Annotated in this window: 23 protein-coding genes and 5 tRNA genes; 15 read left to right on the top strand and 13 right to left on the bottom strand. The window is 63.7% G+C overall.

Features of this window, described 5'->3' with window-relative positions:
• Positions 1-17: 17 nt before the first annotated feature.
• The 5 genes from ACP92_RS15460 to metG form a co-directional block, all read right to left on the bottom strand.
• Positions 18-1,310 carry an ABC transporter substrate-binding protein gene (locus tag ACP92_RS15460; RefSeq protein WP_013235039.1) on the bottom strand — a complete coding sequence of 431 codons (1,293 nt, stop codon included), beginning with the start codon at positions 1,308-1,310 and terminating at the stop codon, positions 18-20.
• Positions 1,311-1,371: 61 nt separating this feature from the next.
• Positions 1,372-2,421: an ABC transporter ATP-binding protein gene (locus ACP92_RS15455; protein ID WP_013235038.1), complete on the bottom strand. Its 1,050-nt coding sequence runs from the start codon at positions 2,419-2,421 to the stop codon at positions 1,372-1,374.
• 31 nt (positions 2,422-2,452) lie between these two features.
• On the bottom strand, positions 2,453-3,433 hold the full coding sequence (locus tag ACP92_RS15450) for a sugar-binding transcriptional regulator (protein WP_013235037.1): 981 nt from the start codon (positions 3,431-3,433) through the stop codon (positions 2,453-2,455).
• Between the two features lie 231 nt (positions 3,434-3,664).
• Positions 3,665-4,144 (bottom strand): GNAT family N-acetyltransferase, encoded by a 480-nt coding sequence (locus ACP92_RS15445; protein ID WP_013235036.1) that lies wholly within the window; start codon positions 4,142-4,144, stop codon positions 3,665-3,667.
• A 43-nt stretch (positions 4,145-4,187) separates the two neighbouring features.
• The gene (gene metG / locus ACP92_RS15440) at positions 4,188-6,260 is read right to left on the bottom strand and encodes a methionine--tRNA ligase (protein WP_013235035.1); all 2,073 of its coding nucleotides are present in this window, start codon (positions 6,258-6,260) and stop codon (positions 4,188-4,190) included.
• A 229-nt stretch (positions 6,261-6,489) separates the two neighbouring features.
• Between metG and apbC the strand changes: the two genes are divergently transcribed.
• The 9 genes from apbC to ACP92_RS15395 all read left to right on the top strand — a co-directional run bounded on the left by apbC (position 6,490) and on the right by ACP92_RS15395 (position 12,417).
• On the top strand, positions 6,490-7,578 hold the full coding sequence (gene apbC, locus ACP92_RS15435; protein ID WP_013235034.1) for an iron-sulfur cluster carrier protein ApbC: 1,089 nt from the start codon (positions 6,490-6,492) through the stop codon (positions 7,576-7,578).
• Between the two features lie 134 nt (positions 7,579-7,712).
• Positions 7,713-9,113, top strand: coding sequence for a glutamate--tRNA ligase (gltX, locus tag ACP92_RS15430; RefSeq protein WP_041310965.1), 1,401 nt, complete (start codon positions 7,713-7,715; stop codon positions 9,111-9,113).
• 73 nt (positions 9,114-9,186) lie between these two features.
• Positions 9,187-9,262: transfer RNA gene (locus ACP92_RS15425), tRNA-Ala, on the top strand.
• Positions 9,263-9,342: 80 nt separating this feature from the next.
• A tRNA-Glu gene (locus tag ACP92_RS15420) sits at positions 9,343-9,418 on the top strand.
• A 56-nt stretch (positions 9,419-9,474) separates the two neighbouring features.
• Positions 9,475-9,550 (top strand) — tRNA-Glu (locus tag ACP92_RS15415).
• Between the two features lie 78 nt (positions 9,551-9,628).
• Positions 9,629-9,704 (top strand) — tRNA-Ala (locus tag ACP92_RS15410).
• A gap of 74 nt (positions 9,705-9,778) precedes the next feature.
• Positions 9,779-9,854 (top strand) — tRNA-Glu (locus ACP92_RS15405).
• A 503-nt stretch (positions 9,855-10,357) separates the two neighbouring features.
• Positions 10,358-11,167, top strand: a complete 810-nt coding sequence (locus ACP92_RS15400; protein ID WP_013235032.1) for an enoyl-CoA hydratase-related protein — start codon at positions 10,358-10,360, stop codon at positions 11,165-11,167.
• Complete coding sequence (locus tag ACP92_RS15395) at positions 11,164-12,417, top strand: FAD-dependent oxidoreductase (RefSeq protein WP_013235031.1); 1,254 nt, start codon at positions 11,164-11,166, stop codon at positions 12,415-12,417. Before ACP92_RS15400 ends, ACP92_RS15395 begins: the two co-directional genes overlap by 4 nt.
• A 28-nt stretch (positions 12,418-12,445) precedes the next feature.
• On the opposite strand, the gene ACP92_RS15390 is transcribed toward ACP92_RS15395, so the two are convergent.
• The 5 genes from ACP92_RS15390 to ACP92_RS15370 all read right to left on the bottom strand — a co-directional run bounded on the left by ACP92_RS15390 (position 12,446) and on the right by ACP92_RS15370 (position 17,309).
• Positions 12,446-12,847, bottom strand: a complete 402-nt coding sequence (locus tag ACP92_RS15390) for a hypothetical protein (RefSeq protein WP_013235030.1) — start codon at positions 12,845-12,847, stop codon at positions 12,446-12,448.
• Complete coding sequence (locus tag ACP92_RS15385) at positions 12,847-13,434, bottom strand: RNA polymerase sigma factor (RefSeq protein ID WP_013235029.1); 588 nt, start codon at positions 13,432-13,434, stop codon at positions 12,847-12,849. The genes ACP92_RS15390 and ACP92_RS15385 overlap by 1 nt, the downstream gene beginning before the upstream one ends.
• Before the next feature lie 116 nt (positions 13,435-13,550).
• Positions 13,551-15,194 carry a methyl-accepting chemotaxis protein gene (locus ACP92_RS15380; RefSeq protein ID WP_156181794.1) on the bottom strand — a complete coding sequence of 548 codons (1,644 nt, stop codon included), beginning with the start codon at positions 15,192-15,194 and terminating at the stop codon, positions 13,551-13,553.
• A 524-nt stretch (positions 15,195-15,718) separates the two neighbouring features.
• On the bottom strand, positions 15,719-16,300 hold the full coding sequence (locus ACP92_RS15375; RefSeq protein WP_041310961.1) for a DJ-1/PfpI family protein: 582 nt from the start codon (positions 16,298-16,300) through the stop codon (positions 15,719-15,721).
• 91 nt (positions 16,301-16,391) lie between these two features.
• Positions 16,392-17,309, bottom strand: coding sequence for a LysR family transcriptional regulator (locus ACP92_RS15370; RefSeq protein WP_013235025.1), 918 nt, complete (start codon positions 17,307-17,309; stop codon positions 16,392-16,394).
• 204 nt (positions 17,310-17,513) lie between these two features.
• Here ACP92_RS15370 and ACP92_RS15365 point away from each other — a divergent pair, with 204 nt between their 5' ends.
• From ACP92_RS15365 to mmsB, 3 genes are all read left to right on the top strand, one after another.
• Entirely contained in the window at positions 17,514-18,746 is a 1,233-nt protein-coding gene (locus ACP92_RS15365) for an ABC transporter substrate-binding protein (protein ID WP_013235024.1), read from the top strand.
• 75 nt (positions 18,747-18,821) lie between these two features.
• Positions 18,822-20,330, top strand: a complete 1,509-nt coding sequence (locus ACP92_RS15360; protein ID WP_048348593.1) for a CoA-acylating methylmalonate-semialdehyde dehydrogenase — start codon at positions 18,822-18,824, stop codon at positions 20,328-20,330.
• A 10-nt stretch (positions 20,331-20,340) separates the two neighbouring features.
• Complete coding sequence (gene mmsB / locus ACP92_RS15355) at positions 20,341-21,234, top strand: 3-hydroxyisobutyrate dehydrogenase (protein WP_013235022.1); 894 nt, start codon at positions 20,341-20,343, stop codon at positions 21,232-21,234.
• A 77-nt stretch (positions 21,235-21,311) separates the two neighbouring features.
• Here mmsB and denD read toward each other — a convergent pair whose 3' ends face one another.
• Entirely contained in the window at positions 21,312-22,286 is a 975-nt protein-coding gene (gene denD / locus ACP92_RS15350; RefSeq protein WP_013235021.1) for a D-erythronate dehydrogenase, read from the bottom strand.
• Positions 22,287-22,424: 138 nt separating this feature from the next.
• On the opposite strand from denD, the gene ACP92_RS15345 reads away from it, so the two are divergent.
• Positions 22,425-23,261, top strand: a complete 837-nt coding sequence (locus ACP92_RS15345) for a FadR/GntR family transcriptional regulator (protein WP_013235020.1) — start codon at positions 22,425-22,427, stop codon at positions 23,259-23,261.
• A gap of 318 nt (positions 23,262-23,579) precedes the next feature.
• Here the strand turns inward: ACP92_RS15345 and ACP92_RS15340 are convergent, their stop codons facing one another.
• Together ACP92_RS15340 and earP are read right to left on the bottom strand one after the other, a co-directional pair.
• Positions 23,580-24,155 carry an elongation factor P gene (locus tag ACP92_RS15340; protein ID WP_013235019.1) on the bottom strand — a complete coding sequence of 192 codons (576 nt, stop codon included), beginning with the start codon at positions 24,153-24,155 and terminating at the stop codon, positions 23,580-23,582.
• 137 nt (positions 24,156-24,292) lie between these two features.
• Positions 24,293-25,462, bottom strand: coding sequence for an elongation factor P maturation arginine rhamnosyltransferase EarP (gene earP, locus ACP92_RS15335; RefSeq protein WP_013235018.1), 1,170 nt, complete (start codon positions 25,460-25,462; stop codon positions 24,293-24,295).
• A gap of 134 nt (positions 25,463-25,596) precedes the next feature.
• Between earP and ACP92_RS15330 the strand changes: the two genes are divergently transcribed.
• Entirely contained in the window at positions 25,597-26,082 is a 486-nt protein-coding gene (locus ACP92_RS15330) for a MarR family winged helix-turn-helix transcriptional regulator (protein ID WP_041310959.1), read from the top strand.
• A 206-nt stretch (positions 26,083-26,288) separates the two neighbouring features.
• Positions 26,289-26,723 carry an organic hydroperoxide resistance protein gene (locus ACP92_RS15325; RefSeq protein ID WP_013235016.1) on the top strand — a complete coding sequence of 145 codons (435 nt, stop codon included), beginning with the start codon at positions 26,289-26,291 and terminating at the stop codon, positions 26,721-26,723.
• Positions 26,724-26,750: the final 27 nt, after the last annotated feature.

The following is a 26,750-nucleotide window of genomic DNA, read 5'->3' as shown; positions in this document are numbered from 1 at the left end:
CTTGTGCAAGGAGCGCATCAACGGCCGTAGCTGCGCAGGATGCGCTCGGCTTCACGCTGGGCGTCCTTCAATGCGGCTTCCGGTGTCTTGGTGTCGGACAGGGCGGCCTGCAGGTTGTCGTTCAGGGCCTTGGTCACGCGCTGGTTGTCGTGGGTGGAGAGTTCAGCCACGCCATACTTCATCTGCTCGCGCGCCACATCGGCAGCCGGCACATCCTGCAGGTATTTCTTCATTTCCGGGGTGTCCCAGGCATCCTGGCGTGGTGCTACGTAGCCGGTGGCAATCGACCACTGCGCCGCGCGCGCCGGTTCGGTGGCGAAGCGGATGAACTTCATGGCAGCCTGCTGCTCGGCCGGCGAGGTCTTGTTGAAGACGTAGAAGTTGCCGCCGCCGGTCGGGCTGCCCGGATGCTTGATGCCCGGCAGCATTGCCACGCCGAAGGGGAAGCTGGCGTTGGTGCGGATATTGGTCAGGTTGCCGGTGGTGGTCCAGACCATGGCGGCCTTCTGCTCCAGGAAGTCCTTGGGGGTGGTGCCCCATTCGATGGAACCGGCGGGCATGACCTTCTCCTTGGTCGTCAGGTCGACCCAGTGCTGCAGGGCCTGCACCGCACCCGGCTTGTCGAAGTAGGTCTTGGTGCCGGCGCTGTTCATGAGGAGGGTGTCATTGGAGGCGGTCATGGCCTGGAACATCCAGTAGCCGAAGCCGGTGGAAGGAATCTTCACACCCCATTGCGTGACGTTGCCGGCAGCGTCGCGCTTGGTCAGCTTCTTGGCGGCTTCCACCATCTCGTTCCAGTTGGCGGGGGCCTTGTCGGGGTTCAGGCCGGCTTCCTTGAACAGGGCCTTGTTGTAGTACATCACGATGGTCGAACGCTGGAAGGGGATGCCCCAGGTCTTGCCCTCGGTCTGGCTGTTTTCCATGAAGCCCTTGTAGAAGCCGGCGATCCACTTCTTGTCTTCGGCGCTGCTGGCCAGGCTGTCGATGGGCAGGATGGCGTTCTCGTCGATCAGGGTGAAGAGGTCGGTCGAGAGCAGCACGGCCAGCGTCGGCGGGGTGCCGCCCTTGAAGGCGGTCAGCGCCTTGACGATGCTTTCCTGGTAGGTGCCGGCATAGATGGCCTTGACCTTGATGTCGGGATGGGCCTTTTCGAAGTCGGCCACCATGCTGTCGATGGTCTTGGTGACCGCGCCGCCCACGGCGACCGGGTAATAGAAGCTGATCTCGACCGGATTGGCGGCCAGTACCGGCGTACAGAAGGCAGCGCTGACGGCCAGTGCTGCCAGGGACTTGAGGACGGTTCTACGCATGATGCATCTCCATGAGGTGGAAGGGTGGCTTGCTGCGGAAATCGTGGTGCGGTGATGTGGATCAGGGCCGGCGCAGGCCGCTGGCGGGATCGAAGAAGTACTGGTCGCGGGCGTCCCAGGCCAGGCGCACCGGATCGCCGGCGCCCAGCCTGTGCTGGCCGGGCGCGCGCACCAGCAGCGAGGCTGCGCCGATACGGGCGCCGATGATGGTGTCGGCGCCAAAGTACTCGACCGTCTCGACCACGGCGGGGACCGAGGAATCGCTGGCGTCTGCCAGCCGGATGTGTTCCGGACGCAGGCCCAGTTGCCATGGCGTCTGGCCGAGGTCACGCAGGATCACGTCGCTGCCGCTGATGACCAATCCTTCGGCGTGGGGCTCCAGCGGCAGCAGGTTCATCGGGGGCGTGCCGATGAAGCGGGCGGCGAAGGCGGTCGCTGGCTGGGCATACAGGTCGGCAGGGGCGGCATCCTGTTCGATGCGGCCCTCGCGCAGCAGGATCACCTGGTCGGCCATGCTCATGGCCTCGGTCTGGTCGTGGGTGACGTAGACCATGGTCATGTTCAATTGCTGCTGCAGGGCGCGGATCTCTCGGCGCATTTCCTGGCGCAACTGGGCGTCGAGGTTGGAGAGAGGTTCATCCATCAGGCAGACCGGCGCATCGGCAATGATGGCGCGGCCCAGCGCCACGCGCTGCTGCTGGCCGCCGGAAAGCTGCGCGGGGCGGCGCTCCAGTAGATGCGCCAGACCCAGGATGTCGGCCACGCGCTTCAGGCGGGTTTCGTAACCCGCACGCGGTTCCTTGCGCACGCGCACGCCGAAGAGGATGTTGTCGCGCACGCTTAAGTGCGGGAACAGCGCATAGGACTGGAACACCATGGAAATCTTGCGCTGCGCCGGCGGCAGCTGCGTCACGTCGCGTCCACCGATGTGGATGCTGCCCGAACTGGGTTTGTCCAGCCCGGCGATGAGGCGCAGGGTGGTCGACTTGCCGCAGCCGGAAGGGCCCAGCAAGACGGTGAATTGCCCTGCCTTCACCTCGAAATCGATGTTCCTGACGGCCTGGGCTTCACCCCAGTGCTTGCAGACGCCCTGCAAGGAGATGGCTGCCATGCTGGTTTCCTCGTGGTGATGAGATCAGCGATCACGCCGCCGCGCCGTTGCGGATCTGCTCCACCAGCAGGCGCGCGCTCGGTTCGTCGATGATCAGTTCGTTGATGAAGCCGCCGCGCAGTGCGGCTTTCAGGCCCGGCAGCTTGCCGGCGCCGGAGACCACGCACAGCGCATGCGCGGCGCGGGTAAAGCAGTCCATGTCGGGGCCGCTGTTGCGGGCGTTGAAGGCGACATCGCGCCAACTGCCATCGGCGCGGAAGAAGACGGTGGCGATGTCGCCCACCAGCCCCTCGTCGCGCAGGATCTGGCGTTCTTCTTCACCCAGGTAGCCAGCGGTATGGATATAGCTGCCGGTGGCCTCGGCGCCGATGGAAAACAGCAGGATGGAGGCGCGCTCCTGCAGGTCGCGGATGGCCTTGATGCTTTTTTCACGCCAGAGCGCCGTGCGTGTTTCGGGATAGTCGAAGAAGGCCGGCACCGGCAGATGATGGGCGCGCGCGCCATAGTTCTGGGCAAAGCGCGAGACGATGGATTCGCTGAAGCTGTTGATGAAGCTGGCGCCGCTGCCGGAACCATTGAGCGCTACTACATCCACATCATGCACATGACGCGGCAGCAACTGGTCGGCGATCTGCGCCACCGTGGTGCCCCAGGCCAGGCCGATGATGGTGCCGGGCGTGACCAGCGAATTGACGTAGGCGGCGGCGTGGCAGGTGACGCGCTGCAGGGTTTCCTTGTCGGTGGCGGCGGCGGCCACCGGGACCACCTGGATCGAATGCAGGCGATAGTGGTTGGCAATGGCGGCTTCCAGGCTGCCGGAGACCTGCTGTGGATCGTGCACCCGGATTTCCACCAGCCCGCGCTCCAGTGCAAAGGACAGCAGGCGCGAGACGGTCGCGCGCGAGGTGCCGATTTCATCGGCGATGGCGGCGGTAGTCATGTTCTGGAAGTAGTAGAGCCGCGCCACGCGCACCGCCATGTAGGCGGTTTCCTGTCTATCCCCTTGGGCCATTGTTCTTGTGCTTACCTGTGAATGTGAATCAACGGCGCATGCCACTGGACTGCCCCCCGGCAGGCCAGGCGGGCAAGGCCTCCTGACAACGTTTTCACGATGGTAGCGAGCGATTGTTACCGCTTGATGAACAAACGTTCCCACCCGCCGAGGCGACGGCGGGACAAAAGAAAAGCGACGCACCAGGCGTCGCTTTTCAGGCAGAGGGCAGGGGGAAAGTCGAAAAGGGGCTTAGTGCCGCATGACCCGCCGCATCACGATGGGCGGCGCTTCCTGCGGATTGGCGCGGGTATATTCCAGTTCCGGCGCGATCTCGAAGCCGAAGGCGGCATACAGGTCCACCAGTTGCGCCTGATCGGTGCGCACCGCCAGCCGCAGCTCGCGCACATCGGCCGACTGGGCGCGGTGGATCAGGGCTTCCATCAGGTGCTGGGACAGGCGCTCGCCCCGGAAGGCCGGGGCGATGCCCATGCGGCGGATTTCCCAGACGTCGCTTTCGGTGTCCAGCGGCAGCCAGCGCACCGAGCCGGCAGGGGTCTCGCCACTGAGCAGGATGAAGGCGCCGCCGTGCTGCAGGTCTTCCTGCACATGGTCAGGCGCCTCGCGGTGGCCCGAGGAGCTGGGCGCGACCTTGTTGGCCCAGCTGTGGCGGGTCAGCTCGGCGATCAGGCTGGCATCTTCCGAGGTGGCTTCACGTATCACCAGGTTCATGACGATCTCTCCTGCTGCTCAGGCCAAGGGCGGCGAATGCGCTTTAGCGCACGCGCATGCCCGGCTCGGCGCCCGGCCACGGATTGAGGATGTAGATGCCAGGATGGGACTTCTCGTCCTTGGCCGAAGCCGCCAGCACCATGCCTTCGGAGAGGCCGAACTTCATCTTGCGCGGCGCCAGGTTGGCCACCATCAGGGTCAGCTTGCCCACCAGCTCTTCCGGCTTGTAGGCCGAGGCAATGCCGGAGAAGACATTGCGGGTACGGCCTTCGCCCGCGTCCAGGGTCAGGCGCAGCAGCTTGGTGGAGCCTTCCACGGCCTCGCAGTTGACGATCTTGGCGATGCGCAGATCGACCTTGGCGAAGTCGTCGATGGTGATTTCCGGGGCCAGGTCTTCGATGGCGCTTTCTGCGGCGGCTGCTTCGGAGGCCGCAGCGGCAGGCGCTTCCGGCGCTTCGAACAGGGCATCGAGCATCTTCGGATCGACGCGCTGCATCAGGTGGGAATAGGCATGGATGACGTGGCCATCGGCCAGCGGCATGGCCACATCGCCCCACTGGAAGGGCTGGACCTGGAGGAAGGCTTCCACCTGGGCAGCCAGTTGCGGCAGCACCGGCTTGAGGTAGACGGTCAGGATGCGGAAGGCTTCCAAGAGGCGGCTGCAGACTTCGTGCAGTTGCGCATCGCGCGCGCTGTCCTTGGCCAGTTCCCAGGGCTTGTTGGCGTCCACGTAGGCGTTGATGGCGTCGGCCTGTTCCATCACCAGGCGCAAGGCCTTGCCATACTCACGCTGCTCGTAGAGGCTGCGGATCTCGTCGGCCACGCCGCGCAGCTTGGCCAGGAAGGCGTCGTCAGCGGTGGCCCACTGGGTGGAGACGCGGCCTTCGAAGCGCTTGGCGATGAAGCCGGCGGCGCGGCTGGCGATGTTGACGTACTTGCCGATCAGGTCGGCATTGACGCGGGCGACGAAGTCGTCCGGGTTGAAGTCCACGTCTTCGACCTTGGCGTTCAACTTGGCGGCGATGTAGTAGCGCAGCCATTCCGGGTTCATGCCGATGTCCAGGTAGCGCAGCGGCGAGATGCCGGTGCCGCGCGACTTGGACATCTTCTCGCCGCTGACCGTGATGAAGCCGTGGGCGAAGACGTTGTTGGGCGTCTTGCGACCGGCGAACTTGAGCATGGCGGGCCAGAACAGGGTGTGGAAGTAGGTGATGTCCTTGCCGATGAAGTGGTACTGCTCGGTCTTGTCATCGGCCATGAAGGCGTCGAAGTCGCGCCCGGTCTTGGCGAAGTAGTTCTTCAGCGAGGCCAGGTAGCCGATGGGCGCGTCCAGCCAGACGTAGAAGTACTTGCCCGGTGCGTCGGGGATCTCGATGCCGAAGTAGGGGGCGTCGCGGCTGATGTCCCAGTCGCCCAGGCCGCCTTCGCCATCCAGCCATTCCTTGGCCTTGTTGGCCACTTCCGGTTGCAGGCGGTTGCTGTCCAGCGCCCATTCGCGCAGGAAGGCTACGCACTTCGGGTCCGACAGCTTGAAGAAGAAGTGCTCGGAAGACTTCATCACGGGCGTGGCGCCCGACAGGGTCGAGTACGGATTCTTCAGGTCGGTGGGCGAGTAGACCGCACTGCAGTTCTCGCAGGAGTCGCCGTATTGGTCCTTGGTGCCGCACTTGGGGCATTCGCCCTTGATGTAGCGGTCCGGCAGGAACATGTTCTTCACCGGATCATAGAACTGGTCGATGGTCTTGGTGGAGATCAGCTTGGCTTCATCGCGCAGGGCGCGGTAGATCTCTTGCGACAGTTCGTGGTTCTCCGGGCTGTCGGTGGAGCTCCAGTTGTCGAAGGCGATATGGAAGCCGTCCAGGTATTGCTTGCGGCCCGCGGCGATGTTGGCCACGAACTGCTGCGGCGTGATGCCGGCCTTTTCGGCGGCGATCATGATGGGCGCGCCGTGGGCATCGTCTGCGCCCACGAAATGCACCTCATTGCCCTGCATTCGCTGGAACCGGACCCAGATATCGGCCTGGATGTATTCCATGATGTGGCCGATGTGGAAAGCGCCGTTGGCGTAGGGGAGTGCGGTCGTGACGAAGAGTTGGCGAGGTGCGGAAGTGCTCATTGGCGATACGGACGATGCAAGTAGGTTAAGGCGCGTGCGCGCCGAAATAGCAAGAAAGCTGCAAGAAAACTGCCATGAAAGAGGGGCATTCTATCAGCCAGCGGGCCTTGGGCGCAGTAGTTGCTCCATTGCAATGAAACTGGCCGGTGGTGCGAGGGGCTTTGATCCGCGCACAGGGCGGCCCGGGCGCGATTGGTTTAGACTTGCGGGTTCTGAGCAAGGAGAACCAATGAGCATTACCGTGGAAGAGATCAAGGCGGCCCTGTTGCAGGTGATCGACCCCAATACCGGCAAGGACATGATCCGTGGCAAGGAAGCCCGCAATATCCGCGTCGAGGGCCCCCGCGTGCTGCTGGACGTGGAGCTGGGTTATCCGGCGGCCAGCCAGGTCGCACCGATCCGCCAACTGGTCGAAGAGGCGCTGGGCAAGTTGCCGGGCGTGACTGCCGTGGAAGCCAACGTCTACTTCAAGATCGTGGCGCATGCGGTGCAGCGCGGCATCAAGCTCAAGAGCAACGTCAAGAACATCATCGCCGTGGCGTCCGGCAAGGGCGGTGTGGGCAAGTCCACCACCGCCGTGAACCTGGCGCTGGCGCTGTCGGCCGAGGGGGCGCGGGTAGGCATCCTGGATGCCGATATCTATGGTCCCTCGCAGCCCATGATGATGGGCATCTCCGGCCAGCCCGAGACCAAGGATGGCAAGACCATGGAGCCGCTGGAGAATCACGGCCTGCAGGTGTCCTCCATCGGTTTCATGATCGACCCCGACGAACCCATGGTCTGGCGCGGCCCCATCGTCACCCAGGCCTTGCAGCAATTGCTGGACCAGACCAACTGGCGCGACCTGGATTACCTGATCGTCGACATGCCGCCCGGCACCGGCGACGTGCAGCTGACCCTGTCGCAGAAGGTGCCGGTGACCGGTGCGGTCATCGTGACCACCCCGCAGGATATTGCCCTGCTGGATGCGCGCAAGGGCTTGCGCATGTTCGAGAAGGTCGGCATTCCCATCCTGGGCATTGTCGAAAACATGAGTATGCACGTCTGCTCCAACTGCGGCCATGCCGAGCCCATCTTTGGCGTGGGCGGTGGCGAGAAGATGTGCGCCGACTTTGGCGTGGACTTCCTGGGCGCCTTGCCGCTGACCATGGAAATCCGCCAACAGACCGATTCCGGCAAGCCCACCGTGGTGGCCGATCCTGAGGGCAAGGTGGCCGAGATCTACAAGGCCATCGCCCGCAAGGTCGCCGTGAAGGTGGCCGAGAAGGCGCGTGACATGTCTAGCAAGTTCCCCAGCATCGTCGTGCAGAACGACTGATGCCACCCCGGGGCGGGACGCCCGCATGGCGTGCCGGCCTGCAAAGGCGTTAAAATGACGCCTTTCCGAATTCTTTCGCTTCACCGATGGCCGGCCCTGGCAACCCAGGGCCGGCCTGGTTTTTACTCGCTATCATGACTGCCACTCAAGTTCGCACCCGTTTCGCTCCCAGTCCCACCGGCTACCTGCACCTGGGCGGCGCCCGCACGGCGCTGTTCTCCTGGGCCTACGCCCGCCGCTTCGGCGGCACCTTCGTGTTGCGCATCGAAGATACCGACGTCGAGCGTTCCACCCCGGAAGCGGTGCAGGCCATCATCGAGGGCATGCAGTGGCTGGGGCTGGAGCATGACGAAGGTCCGTTCTACCAGATGAAGCGCATGGATCGCTATCGCGAGGTGATCGCACAGATGCTGGAGCAGGGCACGGCCTACTACTGCTATTGCACCCCGGAAGAAGTGGAAGCCATGCGCGAGCGCCAGCGTGCGGCCGGCGAGAAGCCGCGCTACGACGGCACCTGGCGTCCGGAACCGGGCAAGACCCTGCCGGCCATTCCGGAAGGTCGCAAGCCGGTGGTGCGTTTCAAGAATCCACAGGATGGCGAGGTGAGCTGGAACGATGTGGTCAAGGGCCCCATCACGATTTCCAACCGCGAGCTGGACGACCTGGTGATTGCCCGTCCGGACGGCACCCCCACCTACAACTTCTGCGTGGTGGTGGACGACTGGGACATGAAGATCACCCACGTCATCCGTGGCGACGACCATGTGAACAATACGCCGCGCCAGATCAACATCCTCAAGGCTCTGGGTGGCACGCTGCCCGAGTATGGCCATGTGCCGATGATCCTGGGCGCCGATGGCGAGAAGCTGTCCAAGCGCCATGGCGCCGTCAGCGTGATGGATTACCCGGCCCAGGGCTACCTGCCCGAAGCCATGCTGAACTACCTGGCGCGCCTGGGCTGGAGCCATGGCGACGACGAGATCTTCTCGATGCAGCAGTTCTGCGCATGGTTCGACCTGGACCACCTGACCAAGGCCCCGGCGCAATTCAACCCGGAAAAGCTGAACTGGCTCAACAACCACTACATCAAGCTGGCCGACAATGCCCGCCTGGCTGGCCTGGTGCGTCCCCTGCTGGAAGCGCAGGGTGCGGTTTTCGAAGGAGCGCCTGATCTGGCGGCCGTGATTGCGCTGCTGAAGGACCGCGCCAACACCGTCAACGAGATTGCCGCGGCGGCCCTGATGTTCTACCGTCAGCCCGCCCCGGATGCAGCGCTGGTGGCGCAGCACATCACTGAGGCCATCAAGCCGGCGCTGGCCGACTTCGCCCAGCGCGTGGCGACCGTGGAATGGACCAAGGAAGCCATCGCCCCGATGATCAAGGAAGTGCTGGCCGCGCACGGCATCAAGATGCCGCAGCTGGCCATGCCCTTGCGCCTGATCGTGGCGGGCCAATTACAGACCCCGGCGATTGACGCCGTGCTGCAATTGTTCGGCCGTGAGGCTGTACAGGCACGTTTGTCTGGCTATCTTTAAAAAATAGAAATTATTTTTGAAAAAGCTGTTGTCTTTTGAAAAGAGGTATTGCATAATCTCGCTTCTTCGCAACGGGGGTATAGCTCAGCTGGGAGAGCGCTTGCATGGCATGCAAGAGGTCAGCGGTTCGATCCCGCTTACCTCCACCAGCGACCCGCAGATGTTTGGCGGTGATATTTCAGGCGAAGCTTGAAGTGTAGAAGCAAGAAGTAATGTGAAGTACCTGCTTGTCCCCTTCGTCTAGAGGCCTAGGACATCACCCTTTCACGGTGAGTACGGGGGTTCGAATCCCCCAGGGGACGCCAGATTTCGATATCTGCGCTGTCACCCAGCAGGCAGCGCAGGTATGTAGCGGTACAGTGTCCCCTTCGTCTAGAGGCCTAGGACATCACCCTTTCACGGTGAGTACGGGGGTTCGAATCCCCCAGGGGACGCCAGGTAGTAAGTAGTCTGATCAGACCGGTCAGGCTACCTTGAGGTTGGATAGTCCGTAGTTTGGGACTTTTCCTTTCGCAGGGGGTATAGCTCAGCTGGGAGAGCGCTTGCATGGCATGCAAGAGGTCAGCGGTTCGATCCCGCTTACCTCCACCAGCGACCCGCATGGATATGTGGGGGTGAATTGGCGGAAGAGCTGATTCGAGGAATATTGTAGTTGTGACCGTTTTGTCCCCTTCGTCTAGAGGCCTAGGACATCACCCTTTCACGGTGAGTACGGGGGTTCGAATCCCCCAGGGGACGCCAAATAAAAAAGCCCGCGCAAGCGGGCTTTTTTGTTTGGTGGCCCCTAGCGATGTGCTTGAGCACATCGCGGGGAGGATTCGAAAGGTTTCGCTTGCAAGCGAAACCGGGCCCGCGGCACGTGGGCGAATCCCTCGCTCGCGCAGCGAGCGTTAGAGGGTGGTGGAGCGCGCGCATGACGCAATCCAAGCCAAGCCAGCCGATCGGAAGCCCGCGCAAGCGGGCTTTTTTGTTTGGTGGCCCCTAGCGATGTGCTTGAGCACATCGCGGGGGGATTCGAAAGGTTTCGCTTGCAAGCGAAACCGGGCCTGCGGCACGTGGGCGAATCCCTCGCTTGCGCAGCGAGCGTTAGAGGGCGGTAGAGCGCGCGCATGACGCAATCCAAGCCAAGCCAGCCGATCGGAAGCCCGCGCAAGCGGGCTTTTCTATATCTCCCCCAGTACGCTATCCTCCCTGCACAGCCGCAGCCCCCATCAGGGCATAACAAGGCCAACCAAGGAGCACAAATGAGCAGCGCAGCCCACCTCGACATCACCCCCCGTGGCCTGGCCACGATCACCCTGAACCGCCCCGAGATCCACAACGCCTTCGACGACCAACTGATCGCCCACTTGATCGACTTGCTCACCCAGGCGCGCGACGATACCCGGACTTGCCTCCTGCTGCTGGCCTCGACCGGCAAATCCTTCTCCGCCGGCGCCGACCTGGCCTGGATGCGCCGCATGGCCGATGCCTCGCGTGAAGACAACCTGCGCGACGCCCGCAAGCTGGCGCTGCTGATGGAAACGCTCAACAGCTTCCCGACCCCCACCTTGGCCAAGGTGCAAGGCGCTGTGATGGGCGGCGGCGTGGGCCTGGTGTCCTGCTGCGATATCGTGGTGGCGTCTGATGCGGCTTTCTTCGCGCTCTCCGAAGTCAAGCTGGGCCTGGCGCCCGCAGCCATCAGCCCGTATGTGATCGCCAAGATGGGTGTGTCGCAGGCGCGCCGCTACTTCGTCTCGGCAGAACGCTTCCCGGCCGCGCGCGCGGCTGCCATGGGCCTGGTGCATGAAGTGGCGCCCCCCGATGAGCTCGATGCCAGGACGGCGCAACTGATCGATACCTTGCTGGCCAATGGCCCGCAGGCCATGCGCGCGGCCAAGCAATTGGTACAGGTGGCCAATCCCTTGCAGGTCACGCCTGAATTGTCCGAATACACGGCCGGCGTCATCGCCGACCTGCGCGCCTCTGCCGAAGGACGTGAAGGCCTGCGCGCCTTCCTGGACAAGGATGCGCCGGCCTGGACGCGCCAGCAGCCGACGTCGGGGGCGGCATGACACCCTTGCACGTCGCCATTGCCGGCGCCGGTCCAGCCGGGCTGGCCATGGCCCTCTATCTCAAGCGCGCCGGACATCGGGTCAGCTTGCTGGAGCGCTTCCTGCAGGCCGCACCGGTCGGTTCCGGGCTGATCCTGCAGCCAACCGGGCTGACCGTGCTGCAAGACCTGGGATTGTTCTCCCGCATCGCCGCGCTGGGCCAACGCATCGACCGCCTCTACGGCGCTGACGCGCTCTCGGGCAAGACGGTGCTGGACGTGCGTTACGACGCCATTGCCGGTGGCCGCTACGGCATTGCCGTGCATCGGGCCGCCTTGTTCGGCGTGTTGCTGGAGGCGGCGCAGCAGGAGGGTATCGAAGTGGAGACCGGGCAGGATATCGGCAACCTGGAGCACACCGGCGCACAGGCCTGCCTGACGGCCGCCGATGGCCGCCGCATCGGCGGCTTCGACTTGGTCATCGACGCCAGTGGTGCGCGCTCGCCGCTGCGTCGCCATGCGTTGCACAGCTGCGAACCGCGGCCCTTGCCCTATGGCGCTTTCTGGGTCTCGTTGCGGGCCCAGCCGGGCTTGTCCTTCGGCCACAATTCACTGGTGCAGCGCTATCGCCGCGCCAGCACCATGATCGGTGTGCTGCCCATCGGTCGCCCGACGCCGCAGGATGAGCCCATGGTGGCGTTCTTCTGGAGTACGCGGCCGGATCGGGTGGAGTCGCTCAAGCAGGCGGGGCTGTCAGCCTGGAAGGATGGGGTGCATGCCCTCTGGCCGGAGTGCGCGCCTTATCTGGCGCAGATCGATGGCTTCGAGCAGATGACGCTGGCGCGGTATGGCCATCACACCTTGCCGCTGCCTTACGGTGAGCGGCTGGCCATCATCGGCGATGCGGCCCATTCCACCAGCCCGCAGCTGGGGCAGGGCGCCAACATGGCCTTGCTCGATGCACGGGCGTTGAGCCACGCCTTGCAGCAGTCGGAGACGTTGGAGCAGGCCCTGCCGCGCTATGCCGCGTCGCGGCGACGCCATGTGCGGACCTTCCAGGCCATGTCGGCCATGTTCACGCCGTTCTACCAATCCGATTCGGTCTGGCTGCCCTGGGTGCGTGATCAGTTGGCGGCGCGCTTGTCAGTGGTGCCGCCGGCGCCGCAACTGCTGGCCAGGATGGTGGCGGGCACCCTGGTCGATCCCTTCACCTCCATCGGTCTGCGCGAGCATGACTGGCATGCGGCGCCCCAGCCGTCTGCCCTGGGCTGAGCCATTCAGGGGCAGCGGGCCGCCTTGTTCATTTGCGTTCGTCGCGGCAGAACATGCGGCTGCGCAGTTGGCAGCGCTCGCGTTCCTCGGGTGTCATGGCTTCCCAGCGGGCGCGCATGAAGTGGCGCTTGTCGCGCCAGCCGCCATGACGCCCGCGAAAGCCGCCGAACAGGATCCGGCATAGCACCAGCAAGCCCAGGGCGCGCCAGAAGCCGATCTCGGCCACGCCAGGGAAGATCGGCGGCATCACCCAGTTCCACAGCAGCATCACCACCACGCCCAGCAGCGGTACGCACAACAGGCACAGGGCCAGCTTGAACCCCCAGCGGCCACGGTGACCACGGTGGCCGTGGCGGCGTCCGGGGTTGCGCTCAGGGCCGGGTGGGGAGCCGGGTTGAGGGTCGGGCTGGGGGATTGCGTTCTGATCCATTACATCTCCAATTCGTCATAAACCGCCTGCAGCCGCTCGCGCAGGTGCAGCACTGCATAGCGCTTGCGCGCCAGCAGGGTATTCAAGCTGGTGCCGCTGGCAGCCGCCATTTCCTTGAAACTGAGCCCGTCGAGTTCATGCGCGATGAAGACCTCGCGTTGCGCCTCGGGCAATTCGCCCAGCGCCTCTTGCAAGGCGTCGATCAGGGCGGCGCGGGCATAGGCCGCTTCGGGGCCGTCAGCGCTGGCGGGCAGCGCCAGGTCGAGCCGCCAGGCGTCGTCTGCGCCATCGACCTGTTCAATGTCGTGGGCTTCGGGCAAGGGCTCTTCCTTCTTCTTGCGGAAGCGGTCGATGATGCGGTTGCGCGCCACCCGGAACAGCCAGGCGCTGACCTGTTCGATCGGCTCGGGCAGGCGATAGGCCTGGACGAACTCGTAGAACACTTCCTGCAGGATGTCTTCGGCCTCGCCGGCGTCGGCCACCCGGCGCCGGATGAAGCCGCCCAGCCGGCTGCGCTCGCGCATGACGGTAGCGGTGATCTCGCGGTCCTGGTCGCTCATCGGGGAGGAAAGGGAAATGGGCTGCATGCCCTGAAGACGGGGCAGCGTCGCCAATATTGTGCCAGCGGCGAAAAAAACGCGGCCAGACCGCAATTCTAGCGGTTCGGCCGCGGCTGGCAAGCACGGGCGGCGCGGATCAGGAATCAGTCGTGCTCGAAGACGGCCACGGCCTGTTGCAGGGTCTGCATGCGCTGCTGCATGGCTGCCACGGCGGCGGCCGAATGCTCGACCATCGCGGCGTTCTGCTGGGTCATGCCATCGAGCATCAGCGCCGACTGGCTGACCTGGCTCACCCCCTGGCTCTGCTCGACCGCGCTGGTGGAGATGGCGCCGATGAGCGTACTCATGTCCTGGGCTTGTGCAACGATGCTCTCGATGGCCGCTGCTGCCTGCTCGGCGCGTTGCGCTCCGGCCTGGCTCTGGCCCACGCTGTGGGCGATCAGGGCCTTGATCTCACGGGCCGCGCTGGCGCTGCGCTGGGCCAGGGTGCGCACTTCCGCCGCCACCACGGCGAAGCCGCGACCGGCTTCACCCGCCCGGGCCGCTTCCACGGCGGCGTTCAGGGCCAGGATGTTGGTCTGGAAGGCAATGCTGTCGATGAGGCCGTTGATTTCGCCAATGCGGCCGGAGGCGTCGGCGATCTGGTGCATGGTCTGCACGACCTGGGTGACGATGTCGCGCCCTTGTGCGGCGGCTTGGCTGGTCTGGCGCGCCTGGGCATGGGCGGCCTGGGCGCTGTCGGCGCTGTGGCGCACGGCGGTGGCCATCTGTTCGGCGGCGCTGGCGGTCTGCTGCAATTGGGCGTGGGTGTCGGCGGTGCGTTGGCGCAGGTCGGCATTGTCGCTGGCGATCTGGCGGCTGGCCTGTTCCAGTCCCTGGACTTGCGCGGCGACGTCGTCAATGAGTGCACGCAGGTTGAGGCCGGATTGATTGACTGCACGCAGCAGCAGGCCGATTTCATCGATGCGGTCCAGGCCCTGGGTCTGGGCCGGCTGGCCGCAGGCGACGGCCTTGGCCTGTTGCAGGACCAATTCCAGCGGTGCAGCCAGGCGGCGTTCCAGCCAGAGGCAGGCCAGCGCCAGCGGCGGCAGCACACTGGCGGCCATCGGCGCTAACGGCGCACCGGCCAGGATGCCGCCGGCCAGCGCGGTGAGGCCGCCCGCGGCCAGCGCCAGCCGTAGCCGCCAGCGCACCGGCAGCACCTGTTCCAGGCGCGTCCAGCCGAGCAGGCCGCTACGCACCACCAGCCCGTGGCAGAAGCGCAATCCACGCGCCCGGCCTTCGCGAAAGCGCCGGTACAGCGCTGCAGCAGCACGGATTTCATGCGGGGCAGGCTGGGTGCGCACCGACAGGAAGCCGGTGATGCCGCCGCCGCGCCGGATCGGGGTGACGTTGGCGCGCACCCAGTAGTGGCGGCCATCGGCGCGGCGGTTCTTGACCACGGCAGTCCAGGCGTCGCCGCGCCGCAGCGTGGCCCACATGTCGGCAAAAGCCTCGCGCGGCATATCAGGATGGCGCACGATGTTGTGGGGTTGGCCGATCAGTTGCTCCCGGTGGAAACCGCTGACCTCGACGAAACTGGAGTTGGCGTAGGTGAGCACGCTGCTGGTGTCGGTGCTGGACATGAGGGTGGCCTGCGCCGGGTAGGGGTAGCCGCCTTCGTCCTCGCTGCTCGCAAGCAGGGGTTGCGGCTGTGGCTGCGCCGGGGTGGGCTGCTGGACGGTGGCGGGCAGGACGGCAGCGTCGGTGGGCGCTAGCAGGTCCTGGGGCAAATCGTTGATCTTCATGGGTTCAAGGCGATGGCAAAGCGATGCCCTGTCCGCTTGCCGGGTGGGCAAGCGGACGGCATGGGGTGTCAATGGAATTGGCTGTCCGCTGCTGCGGACCGGCAAGAACTAGCCTGGCTGGCCTGGCTGGATCAGCCGTCCAGGATGTGTACTACGATCATTCATTCCTCCAGCTACTGGTGTGCCGTCTCTTTTCGGACGAGGATTTTCTCGCTGCAATCGTTGTGCAACGAGAATTGCTAGCTTTATAACGCGAATGCAGGGAAGGCCAGCCGGCGATGCTTGCGATATGTCAATACGTGAGCAAAATTCATTTCGGCAATCTTGCCATGGGGGAATGTAGTGAGGTAGTACGGGAGTTCGCTTCCTCTTGCTTCATCACGGGAATATGCGAATGAAGGTGGGAGGGGTGGCGGCGCTGCGCTGACTGCTCATCATGCTGAGCGGCCAAAAAAATGCCGCCCGGGATGTAACCGGACGGCATGCTGCCTCACTGGGCAGATAGGTGTGAGCGCGCGTGGGGCTTATAGCTCGATGCGAGTCCCCAGCACCTGCAGGAACTGCGCCAGCCAGGCCGGATGCGCTGGCCATGCCGGGGCGGTGACCAGCTTGCCGTCGGTGATGGCGGCATCCACTGCGATGTCGGCGAACTGGCCGCCGGCCAGCTTGACTTCCGGCGCGCAGGCCGGATAGGCCGACACCTTCTTGCCTTCCAGCACGCCGGCCGCCGCCAGCACCTGCGGACCGTGACAGACCGCGGCGATGGGCTTGTCGGCCTTGGCGAAGGCTTGCACCAGCTCGATCACCTTGGGGTTCAGGCGCAGGTATTCGGGCGCGCGGCCGCCGGCCACCACCAGGGCGTCATAGCCGGCGGCGCTGACGTCGTCGAAGCTGGCGTTGAGCGCGAACTGGTGGCCCGGCTTTTCGGTATAGGTCTGGTCGCCTTCGAAGTCGTGGATGGCGGTCTTGACCTTGTCGCCGGCTTTCTTGCCGGGGCAGACCGCGTGGACGGTGTGGCCGACCATCTGCAGGGCCTGGAAGGGCACCATGGTTTCATAATCCTCGGCAAAATCACCGGTCAACAGCAGGATCTTCTTTGCAGCCATCGTCATCTCCTTGGGGTAAGGCCGCCGGCGCGGGGAGGGGCCGGGCGGCCGGGTTGAAACACGTCTCGTTGTGCAGGCGCGGGCCGGCGCATCATTCCAGCCAGCGCATCCGGCGCGACTGGCCCATCAGGAAATCGCGGTTGAGCTCCACGCACTCGCGCAGGTAACTCCACAGCGCCGACACCCGCGCCACATGGCGCTGCTCGCTGGAGGCCACCAGCCAGAAGCTGCGCGTAATGGCGATCTGCTGCGGCAGCACCGGCGCCAGTTCCTCGGATTGCTGCGCCAGGAAGCAAGGCAGGATGGCCAGCGCGCGACCAGCGCAGGCCGCCGTATATTGCGCCACCACGCTGGTGCTGCGAAAGGCCCGGAAGGCGTCGGGCGCTACCGTATCCTTGTAGCGCAATTCTTCACTGAAGACCAGGTCATCGATATAGCCGATGAAGTGATGTTGCGCCAGGTCATCCATGGTGTGAATGGGCGGATGCTGGGCCAGGTAGTCGCGTGAAGCATAAAGCTTCAGGACATAGTCGGACAGTTTTGTGACCACGTAATTACCCGACAGGGGCCGCTCGATGGAGACGCTGATGTCGGCCTCATGCTTGGACAGGTTCACGAAGCGCGGCATGGGCAGCATGTCCACTGTGATATGCGGATTGCGGGCGCAGAAATGGGCAATGTGCGGCGCCAGTACGAAGGTGCCGAAGCCTTCGGTGGCGCCCAGTCGCACCTGGCCGGAGAGCTTGCTGTTATGTCCGCCCAGCTCTTCGGTGGCGGCGTAGAGGGTGCTTTCGACCTGCTCAGCATATTCCACCAGCCGGTAGCCGTCGGCGGTGAGCTTGTAGCCGTGGTTGTTGCGGTCGAACAGCTGGCTGCCGACCTGTTCCTCGAAGCGCTTCATGCGGCGCGAGACGGTCGAATGGTCGATGCCCAGTTTCTTGGCCGCATCCACCAGGCCTTGGCTGCGCGTGAGTTCGAGGAAGATCCTCAGGTTGTCCCAGTCCAGCATGTGGTCTCCCTAGCTGTCTTTTGCATTCATGCAAAAGCGTTTTGTCTTTGTGGTTATTGTATCGATAAATACGCACATGCAGAATAGCGGGGCCGACGTGGCACCGCTGTGGTGCAGAGAGGCGGCCGGCAGGAACAAGGGCGAGACCCAGCGTCAACGTAACGCGGGCAGGTCCGACAACAATCACAAGATCAAGGAGACAAGATGCGCAAGAACGCTTTGGGCCGTTCGCTCACGGCTGCCGCCGTGGCCTGTACCGTGTCACTGGCCGCTACGGCCATCCCGGCATGGGCGCAGGACGCCAATACGGTCAAGATCGGCGTGCTCACCGACATGTCCGGCCCGTATTCGGCCATGGGCGGGCAGGGTTCGGTGGTCGCCGCCAAGATGGCGGTGGAAGACTGCCTCAAGAATGAATGCAAGGGGATGAAGATCGAGATCCTCTCGGCAGACAACCAGAACAAGCCGGACGTGGGCGTTACCCGCGCCCGCGAATGGCTGGACCGCGACAAGGTCGAAGCCATTGCCGACCTCACCAATTCCTCGGTGGCGCTGGCGGTGCAGAAGCTCATCAAGGACAAGGGCGGCATCGCCATGTACAGCGGCCCGGCCACCGGTGCGCTGACCACCGCCGAGTGCGCGCCTAATGGCTTCCACTGGATGTTCGACACCTACTCGCAGGCCGCCGGCGCGGCTGCGGCGCTGACCAAGCTGGGCAACAAGTCCTGGTACTTCGTGACGGTGGACTATGCCTTCGGCCATTCGCTGGAGAAGGATGCCTCCGATGTGGTCAAGGCCAATGGCGGCACCGTGGTGGGGTCGGTGCGCCATCCGCTGAACGCGTCGGACTTCTCTTCCTTCCTGCTGCAGGCGCAGGCCTCCAAGGCCCAGGTGATCGGCCTGGCCGATGGCGGCACCGATGTGGTCAATGCGATCAAGCAGGCGCGCTCCTTTGCCGTCGGTGGCAAGGACCAGCGCCTGGTGGCGCTGCTGGTGTTCCTCTCGGATGTGCACGCATTGGGGTTGGAGGCGGCGCAGGGCCTGGTCTACACCGATGGCTTCTACTGGGATTATGACGAGCAGACCCGCGCCTTCTCCAAGCGCTTCGAGTCGCAGTTCAAGAACATCAAGCCGACCATGGTGCAGGCGGGCGTCTATTCCAGCGTCTACCAGTTCCTGAAGGCCCGTGCGGCGGCCAAGACCTCGGACTGGAAGGTGGTCGCACAGAAGATGCGCGAGATCCCGATCGCCGACGCCGTCATGCGCAACGCCTCCATTCGTCCCGATGGCCGCGTGATCCACGACATGTACCTGTACCAGGTCAAGACCCCGGCTGAATCCAAGGGGCCCTGGGATTACCTGAAGCTGCTCTCGGTGATCCCGGCCCAGCAAGCCTTCCGTCCCATGGACGCAGCCTGTCCGCTGGTCAAGCAGTAATGCCCCTGTAATGCCTGTGGCCGGGAGCGATGCTGCCGGCCTTGCTCTCCCCACCTCTTCACTATGGAAATTGCAATGAGCCAAGCCAACATCCCCAACGTTCCCCTGTACCTCAACGGTGAAAAGGTACAGTCCACTTCCAAGGAGTGGCGCGACGTATTGAACCCGGCCACCCAGGAAGTGGTGGCGCGCGTGCCCTTCGCGACCAAGGAAGAAGTCGACCGGGCCGTGGCCAACGCCAAGGAGACCTTCAAGACCTGGCGCAATACCTCGTTGGCCCAGCGCATGCGCATCATGCTCAAGTTCCAGCAACTGCTGCGCGAGAACATCGCCCCGCTGGCCGAACTGATCACCCGCGAGCACGGCAAGACGCTGCCGGATGCCGAAGGCGAAGTCATGCGCGGCCTGGAAGTGGTGGAGCACGCCTGCTCGATCACCTCGCTGCAACTGGGCGAGCTGGCCGAGAACGTGGCCGGCGGCGTGGACGTCTATACGCTCTACCAGCCGCTGGGCGTGGGGGCGGGCATCACCGCCTTCAACTTCCCCGTGATGCTGCCTTGCTTCATGTTCCCCATTGCGGTGGCCTGTGGCAATACCTTCGTGTTGAAGCCCTCCGAGCAGGATCCGACTTCCTCGCTGTTCCTGGTCGAACTGGCCAACCAGGCCGGTCTGCCGCCGGGCGTCCTGAACGTGGTGCATGGCGGCCCGGACGTGGCCAACATGATCTGCGACCATCCCGATATCAAGGCGGTCTCCTTCATCGGTTCCACCCACGTCGGCACCCATATCTACCGCCGCGCCAGCGAGGCCGGCAAGCGCGCCCAGTGCATGATGGGCGCCAAGAACCACTGCATCGTGCTGCCCGATGCACCCAAGGACCAGGCCATCAACAACCTGCTGGGCGCAGCCTTCGGTGCGGCCGGACAGCGCTGCATGGCCAATTCGGTGGTGGTGCTGGTGGGCCAGACGCGTGAATGGATTCCCGAGATCGTCGAACGCTCCAAGGCCATGAAGGTCGGCCCCGGCACGGACCGCAAGGCCGATGTCGGTCCGCTGGTCTCCAAGGCGGCCAAGGAACGTGTGGAACGCCTGATCGCCAGCGGCGTGGAGCAGGGCGCCAAGCTGCTGCTGGATGGCCGCAACTGCAAGGTGGCCGGCAGCGAGAACGGCAACTTCGTGGGGCCGACCGTCTTCACGGGCGTCAAGCCCGAGATGGACATCTACACCCAGGAAATCTTCGGCCCGGCCATGTGCATCGTCGAACTGGACACGCTGGATGAAGCCATTGCCTTCATCAACGCCAACCCCAACGGCAATGGCACGTCCATCTTCACCAGCTCGGGCTATGCGGCGCGCAAGTTCCAGAACGAGATCGATGTCGGCCAGGTCGGCATCAACGTGCCGATTCCGGTCCCCGTGGCTTACTTCAGCTTCACCGGTTCGCGTGCGTCCAAGCTGGGCGACCTCGGCCCCAACGGCAAGCAGGCCGTGACCTTCTGGACCCAGACCAAGACCGTCACCGCACGCTGGTATGCGCCCGATGAAGAAGCCGGCCAGGTCAACACCACCATCACCCTGAAGTAAGGAGAGCAGCATGAGCGCCAACATCGTCTTCATCGGCCTGGGCAACATGGGTTTGCCGATGGCGCAGAACCTGGTCAAGGCTGGTTTTTCGGTCAGCGGCCATGACCTGGTCAAGGCCAGCGTGGACAAGCTGGTGGAGGTCGGCGGCAAGACCGAAGCCGATTCCATGGCAGCGGTGGCCAAGGCCGACGTGGTCATCACCATGCTGCCAGCCAGCCGACACGTGGAGTCGCTCTACCTGGGCGAGGCCGGGGTGCTGGCCTCGGCCAAGCCGGGCACGCTCTTGATCGACTGCTCCACCATCGCCCCGGAAGCGGCGCGCAAGGTCGCTGCAGCGGCCAAGGCGCGCGGCTTCGAGATGCTCGATGCGCCGGTCTCCGGTGGCACCAATGGCGCCACTGCGGGCACGCTGACCTTCATGGTGGGCGGCAGCAAGGAGGCCTTCGAGGCGGCCCAGCCGTATCTGCAGAAGATGGGCAAGGCCATTTATCACGCGGGCGAGAGCGGCAGCGGGCAGACCGTCAAGGTCTGCAACAACATGCTGCTGGGCATCCTGATGATCGGCACCTCCGAAGCCATCCGCCTGGGCATGGCCAATGGCATGGATCCCAAGGTACTGTCGGAGATCATGTCCAAGAGTTCGGGCCGCAACTGGACGCTGGAGGTCTACAACCCTTGTCCTGGCGTGATGGAAACCGCACCGGCTTCCAAGGGCTATGCCGGCGGCTTTGGCGTGGACCTGATGCTCAAGGACCTGGGGCTGGCCGTCGAGAATGCGTTGGCGACCAACTGCGCCATTCCCTTGGGCGCCACTGCGCGCAACCTCTACGACATCCACAGCATGAACGGCGCCGGCAAGCTGGACTTCTCCAGCATCTTCAACATGCTGGGCAAGGCGCAGTAATCGCGATCCGGAAGTGCAGCAAAAAGGGACAGCCTCTTGCGGGGCTGTCCCTTTCTTTTTTCATGCCGATGTGAAGCTTATTTCTTCACTTCGTCTTCGATATGCGCCCGGATGATGTCGGCGAAGTTGGCGTCCGCCGTGAAACCCAGCGCCTTGGCGCGCTTGGCCTCGAAGGCGCCGGGCCAGGAATTGACGATGCGCTTGATCGCTTCGTCTTCCTTCCATTCGATCAGCTGGACCACTTCCTTGCCGGCGACTTGTTCCAGTGCCTCCACCATCTCCTTGACGGTCACACACAGGCCGTCGATGGACAGGAAGCGCGCCAGGCCCAGATCCGCGCCATTGATTTCATGGCCGTGGATCAGGTTGGCGATGGCCTGGCGCGGCGACATCAGCCACATGCGGGTGTCCGGCGTGACCGGGCAGACCGAGGGCTGGCCATTGAGCGGTTCGCGGATGATGCCCGAGGCGAAGCTGGAGGCCGCCTTGTTGGGCGCGCCCGGACGCACCGAGATGGTCGGCATGCGCAGCGCACGGCCATCGATGAAACCCTTGCGTGAATAATCCTGCACCAGCAATTCGCCCATCACCTTCTGCGCGCCGTAGGAGCTTTGCGGCATCAGCAGGGTATTGTCCGGCACCACCGCCGGCAGTTCGCCGCCGAACACCGCCACCGAGCTGGTGAACACCACGCGCGGCTTGCTGCCCAGGGCGCGGGCGCGTTCCAGGATCACGCGGGTGGCGTCGAAGTTGATCTTCATGCCCAGGTCGAAATCGGCCTCGGCGTGGCCGCTGACGATGGCCGCCAGGTGGAAGATGGACTGCGTCTCGGCCGTGATGACCCGCTCGATCACGGCGGCGTCCGCAATGTCGCCAGTGACCGCCTCGATGCGCGGATCATCGAAGCCCTGCGCCGGCGCCACGTCCAGCAGGGTGATGCGCTTGATCGCTTGCGGCTGGCCGTCGCGGCCGGTCAGGGTGCCGCGCTGCAGCAGCTGGCGCGCCAGACGGCTGCCCAGGAAACCGGCGCCGCCGGTGATGACGATATGCATGTGTTCTCCTCTTGATCTGTGGTCCGGATAGCAGGGAAGGGCGATCCGGCGCTTGCGGGAGGGATTATAGCAGAAAGTTGTCATACAACTTTATTGCTGTTTGAAACGATTTACTCAAGTGGGAGGGGGCGCTGTATCATGCGCGCCATGAAGACTTCCCCCTCCTCCAGCGCTGCTGCGCAGGCAGTGCCACCGGCGCCGGGATCGGCCCGCGGCAAGGTGACGCTGGCCGATCATGTCACCAGCGTGCTGGCGCGGCAGATCCGTGCTGGCGAATTTGCTCCCGAGACGCGCCTGCCCTCGGAGATGGAGCTGACCGAGCGCTTTTCGGTGAGCCGTACGGTGATCCGTGAAGCCATCTCCCGGCTCAAGTCGGAAGGGCTGGTGGGTTCGCGGCGCGGGAGCGGTACGGTGGTGCTGCCGGCCAATCCGGCGACCCCGTTCCGGCTGGATCTGGATGTGGATGACGGACGTGACTCCATCCAGGCGGTGTTGCGGGTGATCGAACTGCGGCGCGGGGTGGAAGGCGAGATGGCGGCGCTGGCCGCGCAACGGCGCACGAGCGCGCAGAACCTGGCGATCCAGCAAGCCTTGCAGGCCATTGATGAGGCTGCAGCAGCGGGTCGCGATGGGGTGCCGGAAGACTTTGCCTTCCATGCCGCCATTTCCAATGCCTCCCACAATCCGCTCTATACCTCGCTGGTGCAGTTCCTGAGCCAGTTCTTGCATGCGGCCATTCGCGTAGCGCGGATGAATGAGGCGCGCAGCAATGAGTTCGTGCAGCAGGTGCGCGCTGAACACGCTGCCCTGGCCGAGGCGATCAGTGCCGGGGATGCCGAGGCGGCGCGGGCGGCTGCGTTGCGCCATATGGAGAATTCGGCCCAGCGCCTGCAGGCGGCGGATCGCGCCTTCTGGGCCAGCGCGGAAGGGCAGGCGGCGGCGCGGGATCTGGCGCGGGTGAGGGATGCTGGGTAAGCCGGATAAGCCGGATAAGCCGGATAAGCCGGATAAGCCGAATGAAAGATCGACGAACGCGCACTGGCTACCCGTTCGCCCTGAGTAGACGCGCAGCGTCGTATCGAAGGGTTCACTGGCCGTGAAACTGCGCTGCGCCTCTTCGGCGAGCTCAGGACAGGTTTCGGCGCGCCTTCGATACGCGGTGATGCCGCTACTCAGGACGAGCGGCAGTGGCGCGCCCGGCAAACTGCCATCAAACAGCCATCAAACGCTCATCCAACAGGCATAAAAAAACGCTGCACCAGGCAGCGTTTTTTTACGGGCATCGGCAAACAATCAGCCGCGCACGACCTTCTTGTATTCGTTGGTGCGGGTGTCGATTTCGATGTCGTCATCCTGGCTCACGAACAGCGGCACCATCACGGTGATCTGGTTGGCTTCGATGGCGTTTTCGATCTTGGCTTCCTTCAGGACGTTGCCCGAGGTGTTGCCCTTGACGGCCGGTTCCGAGTAGGCAACCTTGCGCACGATGGTGGTCGGCATTTCGACGGAGATAGCCTTGCCTTCGTAGAAGACGGCTTCGCACTGCATGCCGTCCTTCAGGTAGCCGATGGCGTCGCCCATGTTCTCGCCTTCGATTTCGTACTGGTTGTACTCTTCGTCCATGAAGACGTACAGCGGATCAGCGAAGTAGGAGTAGGTCACCGGCTTCTTGTCCAGGACCACGACGTCGAACTTGTCGTCGCCGCGGAAGACGCTTTCCAGCGGGCTGTTGGTCAGCAGGTTCTTCATCTTCCACTTGTAGGTGAAACCGGTACGGGAAGAACCGTTGACGTCCGAGCGCAGGACGATCATGGGCTTGCTGTCGACCATAATGATGTTGCCGACGCGGATTTCTTTTGCAAATTTCATAGCGATGTGTCGTGAAAAGTAGGTTTTTTCAAACTGTCAGTAGCCCACTGGTAAAACTTCTAAAACTTCACCGCAAGCCCACGTACGATTGAATTCCAAACTGCGTTAAAACGATAGCCCGCTATTTTACCCCATTTTCAGCGCTCTTCCACTAGCAGCCGGGCGGCGAAACGGAGCAAATTATCCATGAAGTCGCCATTTGCCAACATCTTGTGCAGCCACCGGTCTGCCGCCTGCGTCAATGCCGGCAGTTCGCCCTGCAGATCCTGCCAGTTGGCGCGCCAGTCGAGCTCGCCCGGATAGGCCCCGTTCCAGGCACGGTTGAGGTCGGCCACTGCGGCGCTGGCCGGATCGTAGATCTTCAGGAAAGCGTTGAGCTTGGTGTGGTGCAGGTTCTTGTCCTGGTGGTAGATATTCCAGACGAAGGGTTTGCCCGCCCACTGGGCGCGCACGAAGGAATCTTCCCCCCGCACGAAGTTCAGGTCGCAGCTCCACAGCAGGCGGTCGTAATCGGTCTGTGGCACGAAGGGCAGCACGCGCACGCTCAATTGCCCACGCGTGGCGGCTGTCCCGGCCATCATGGGCGCGCCCAGGAAAGCCTCGACAGCGGCCCGGCCCACGCCCTCTGGCACCAGGCAGGTCACTGGCGCAGGGGCTGCCTGCCAACTGGCAAACAATTCAGCAATGGGTGCGTAGTCGTAGCAGAACAGCGAGACCTTGCAGCCTTGCGCCTCCTGCGCCGTCACCCCCAGCCCGGCCAGGAAGGCCGCGCCCTGGCCTGAGGCGAGGAAGGCTTGCCGCTGCGCTTCCAGGTCGGCTTCGAAGCTCAACCCGCCGGTGCGTTCGTTGAAGCCGGGGAAGAAGAAATACTTGGTCAGCTTCAGCGAGCGGTGCGGCGAGGGCAGGGTATGGCAGCCCTCGACCCAGGGCTCGGCCGAGAGGCCCTCCAGGTTGAACCAGAGCGGCTTGAGCGGACGCTGCGCCATGGCCTCGACGTAGGCCGGCGGCAATTCGCAGCCGAAGAACTCGATGACCACATCGGGGATGTCGCTGGCCTCGTAGTGATCATCCTGCCCACGCCAGTGCTGCACGGTCACGCCTTCGCGCTGCTGGGTCAGGGCCTGGGTGTCGACGCTGGGCCAGATGCGGGCGAAGCTGACCAGGTCATCCACCCATAGGCGTACGGCGATCCCATGCTCGCGCGCCAGCTGGCGCGCCAGACGCCAGCAGATGCCGATGTCGCCGTAGTTGTCGACCACCTTGCAGAAGAGGTCCAGTGAGCGGAAAGGGGAGGCGGGTGAAGACATGCGCACGTTCAGGGCAAAGAAGGAAAGAGGAAATGCGCGATGATACCGATTTGTTGAAGCATGGACGATCTTGAACGAGGACTTCAAATTTTCTGAAATTAAATCGCTTGCAATTTAATTTTGTGCGGTTTAATATGCAGCCCATGGACAACACGCAACCACCGCTGCTGACGGAAGAACTGATCGATCAGGCTTTGCTGCTCGATCACCAGCTGTGTTTTGCGATGTATTCGGCCTCGCTGGCCATGACCAAGGCCTACAAGAAGTTGCTGGCGCCGCTGGACATCACCTACCCGCAATACCTGGTGATGATGGTGTTGTGGGAAAAGGACCAGGTCACCGTCTCTGAGTTGGGCGGCAGGTTGTTCCTCGATTCCGGCACGCTCACGCCGCTGCTCAAGCGCATGGAAGCCATGGGCCTGCTGCACCGCACGCGTGACGCCGAAGACGAGCGCCGCGTCCTGGTGAGCCTGACGCCGGCCGGACGCGCCTTGCGGGAGAAGGCCAAGACGGTGCCGCTGCAGATGAGCTGCATGTTGCCGTCGCTGGACCAGGTGAAGAATCTGGTGGTGGAACTGAAGCAGGTACGAAAAGGTCTTCAGGATGCCGAAGACAAGTAACAAAGCGTTAGGCTGATTTGATATTTAGATTGTGCGCAATAATATAGTTAATTATTTATATCGTTCATCGCAAGCCGTTGCGGCGATGAACAAGCAGGATAGTTAGCGCTAGTGGCAAGTGAAGTGAACCGAAGTCATTGAAGTCATTGAAGTCAACCCCCGTGCGCCCGTAGGGGCCTTAACCTGAATCCTTGAAAGGAAATACCATGCCCTCGAACAAGATCGAAAAAGCCCTGTACACCGCCACCGCTACCGCCACCGGCGGTCGTGAAGGTTCGGCCAAGTCCTCCGACGGCGTCCTGGACGTCAAGCTGTCCACCCCCAAGGAACTGGGCGGCGCAGGCGGCAACGGCACCAACCCGGAACAACTGTTCGCAGCCGGCTACTCGGCTTGCTTCCTGGGCGCGCTGAAGTTCGTCGCCGGCCAGGCCAAGGTGGCCCTGCCGGCAGACGCCAGCATCACCGGCAAGGTCGGCATCGGCCAGATCCCGGGCGGTTTCGGCATCGAAGCTGAGCTGAACATCTCGCTGCCGGGCGTGGACCGTGCCGTGGCGCAAGACCTGGTGAACAAGGCTCACCAAGTCTGCCCCTACTCCAACGCCACCCGCGACAACATCAACGTTACCCTGAACCTGGTGTAATGCATGGTGCGGCTTTCTACCTGATGC

This window comes from Herbaspirillum seropedicae (assembly GCF_001040945.1).
Taxonomy (GTDB): domain Bacteria; phylum Pseudomonadota; class Gammaproteobacteria; order Burkholderiales; family Burkholderiaceae_D; genus Herbaspirillum; species Herbaspirillum seropedicae.
The sequence above is the reverse complement of the archived record's forward strand: the minus strand, read 5'-3'. Positions and strand labels throughout refer to the sequence as shown.

Coding starts and splice junctions, on each gene's coding strand:
- ACP92_RS15460 (WP_013235039.1), bottom strand. CDS start 1,310: ATGCGTAGAACCGTCCTCAAGTCCCTGGCAGCACTGGCCGTCAGCGCT.
- ACP92_RS15455 (WP_013235038.1), bottom strand. CDS start 2,421: ATGGCAGCCATCTCCTTGCAGGGCGTCTGCAAGCACTGGGGTGAAGCC.
- ACP92_RS15450 (WP_013235037.1), bottom strand. CDS start 3,433: ATGGCCCAAGGGGATAGACAGGAAACCGCCTACATGGCGGTGCGCGTG.
- ACP92_RS15445 (WP_013235036.1), bottom strand. CDS start 4,144: ATGAACCTGGTGATACGTGAAGCCACCTCGGAAGATGCCAGCCTGATC.
- metG (WP_013235035.1), bottom strand. CDS start 6,260: ATGAGCACTTCCGCACCTCGCCAACTCTTCGTCACGACCGCACTCCCC.
- apbC (WP_013235034.1), top strand. CDS start 6,490: ATGAGCATTACCGTGGAAGAGATCAAGGCGGCCCTGTTGCAGGTGATC.
- gltX (WP_041310965.1), top strand. CDS start 7,713: ATGACTGCCACTCAAGTTCGCACCCGTTTCGCTCCCAGTCCCACCGGC.
- ACP92_RS15400 (WP_013235032.1), top strand. CDS start 10,358: ATGAGCAGCGCAGCCCACCTCGACATCACCCCCCGTGGCCTGGCCACG.
- ACP92_RS15395 (WP_013235031.1), top strand. CDS start 11,164: ATGACACCCTTGCACGTCGCCATTGCCGGCGCCGGTCCAGCCGGGCTG.
- ACP92_RS15390 (WP_013235030.1), bottom strand. CDS start 12,847: ATGGATCAGAACGCAATCCCCCAGCCCGACCCTCAACCCGGCTCCCCA.
- ACP92_RS15385 (WP_013235029.1), bottom strand. CDS start 13,434: ATGCAGCCCATTTCCCTTTCCTCCCCGATGAGCGACCAGGACCGCGAG.
- ACP92_RS15380 (WP_156181794.1), bottom strand. CDS start 15,194: ATGAAGATCAACGATTTGCCCCAGGACCTGCTAGCGCCCACCGACGCT.
- ACP92_RS15375 (WP_041310961.1), bottom strand. CDS start 16,300: ATGGCTGCAAAGAAGATCCTGCTGTTGACCGGTGATTTTGCCGAGGAT.
- ACP92_RS15370 (WP_013235025.1), bottom strand. CDS start 17,309: ATGCTGGACTGGGACAACCTGAGGATCTTCCTCGAACTCACGCGCAGC.
- ACP92_RS15365 (WP_013235024.1), top strand. CDS start 17,514: ATGCGCAAGAACGCTTTGGGCCGTTCGCTCACGGCTGCCGCCGTGGCC.
- ACP92_RS15360 (WP_048348593.1), top strand. CDS start 18,822: ATGAGCCAAGCCAACATCCCCAACGTTCCCCTGTACCTCAACGGTGAA.
- mmsB (WP_013235022.1), top strand. CDS start 20,341: ATGAGCGCCAACATCGTCTTCATCGGCCTGGGCAACATGGGTTTGCCG.
- denD (WP_013235021.1), bottom strand. CDS start 22,286: ATGCATATCGTCATCACCGGCGGCGCCGGTTTCCTGGGCAGCCGTCTG.
- ACP92_RS15345 (WP_013235020.1), top strand. CDS start 22,425: ATGCGCGCCATGAAGACTTCCCCCTCCTCCAGCGCTGCTGCGCAGGCA.
- ACP92_RS15340 (WP_013235019.1), bottom strand. CDS start 24,155: ATGAAATTTGCAAAAGAAATCCGCGTCGGCAACATCATTATGGTCGAC.
- earP (WP_013235018.1), bottom strand. CDS start 25,462: ATGTCTTCACCCGCCTCCCCTTTCCGCTCACTGGACCTCTTCTGCAAG.
- ACP92_RS15330 (WP_041310959.1), top strand. CDS start 25,597: ATGCAGCCCATGGACAACACGCAACCACCGCTGCTGACGGAAGAACTG.
- ACP92_RS15325 (WP_013235016.1), top strand. CDS start 26,289: ATGCCCTCGAACAAGATCGAAAAAGCCCTGTACACCGCCACCGCTACC.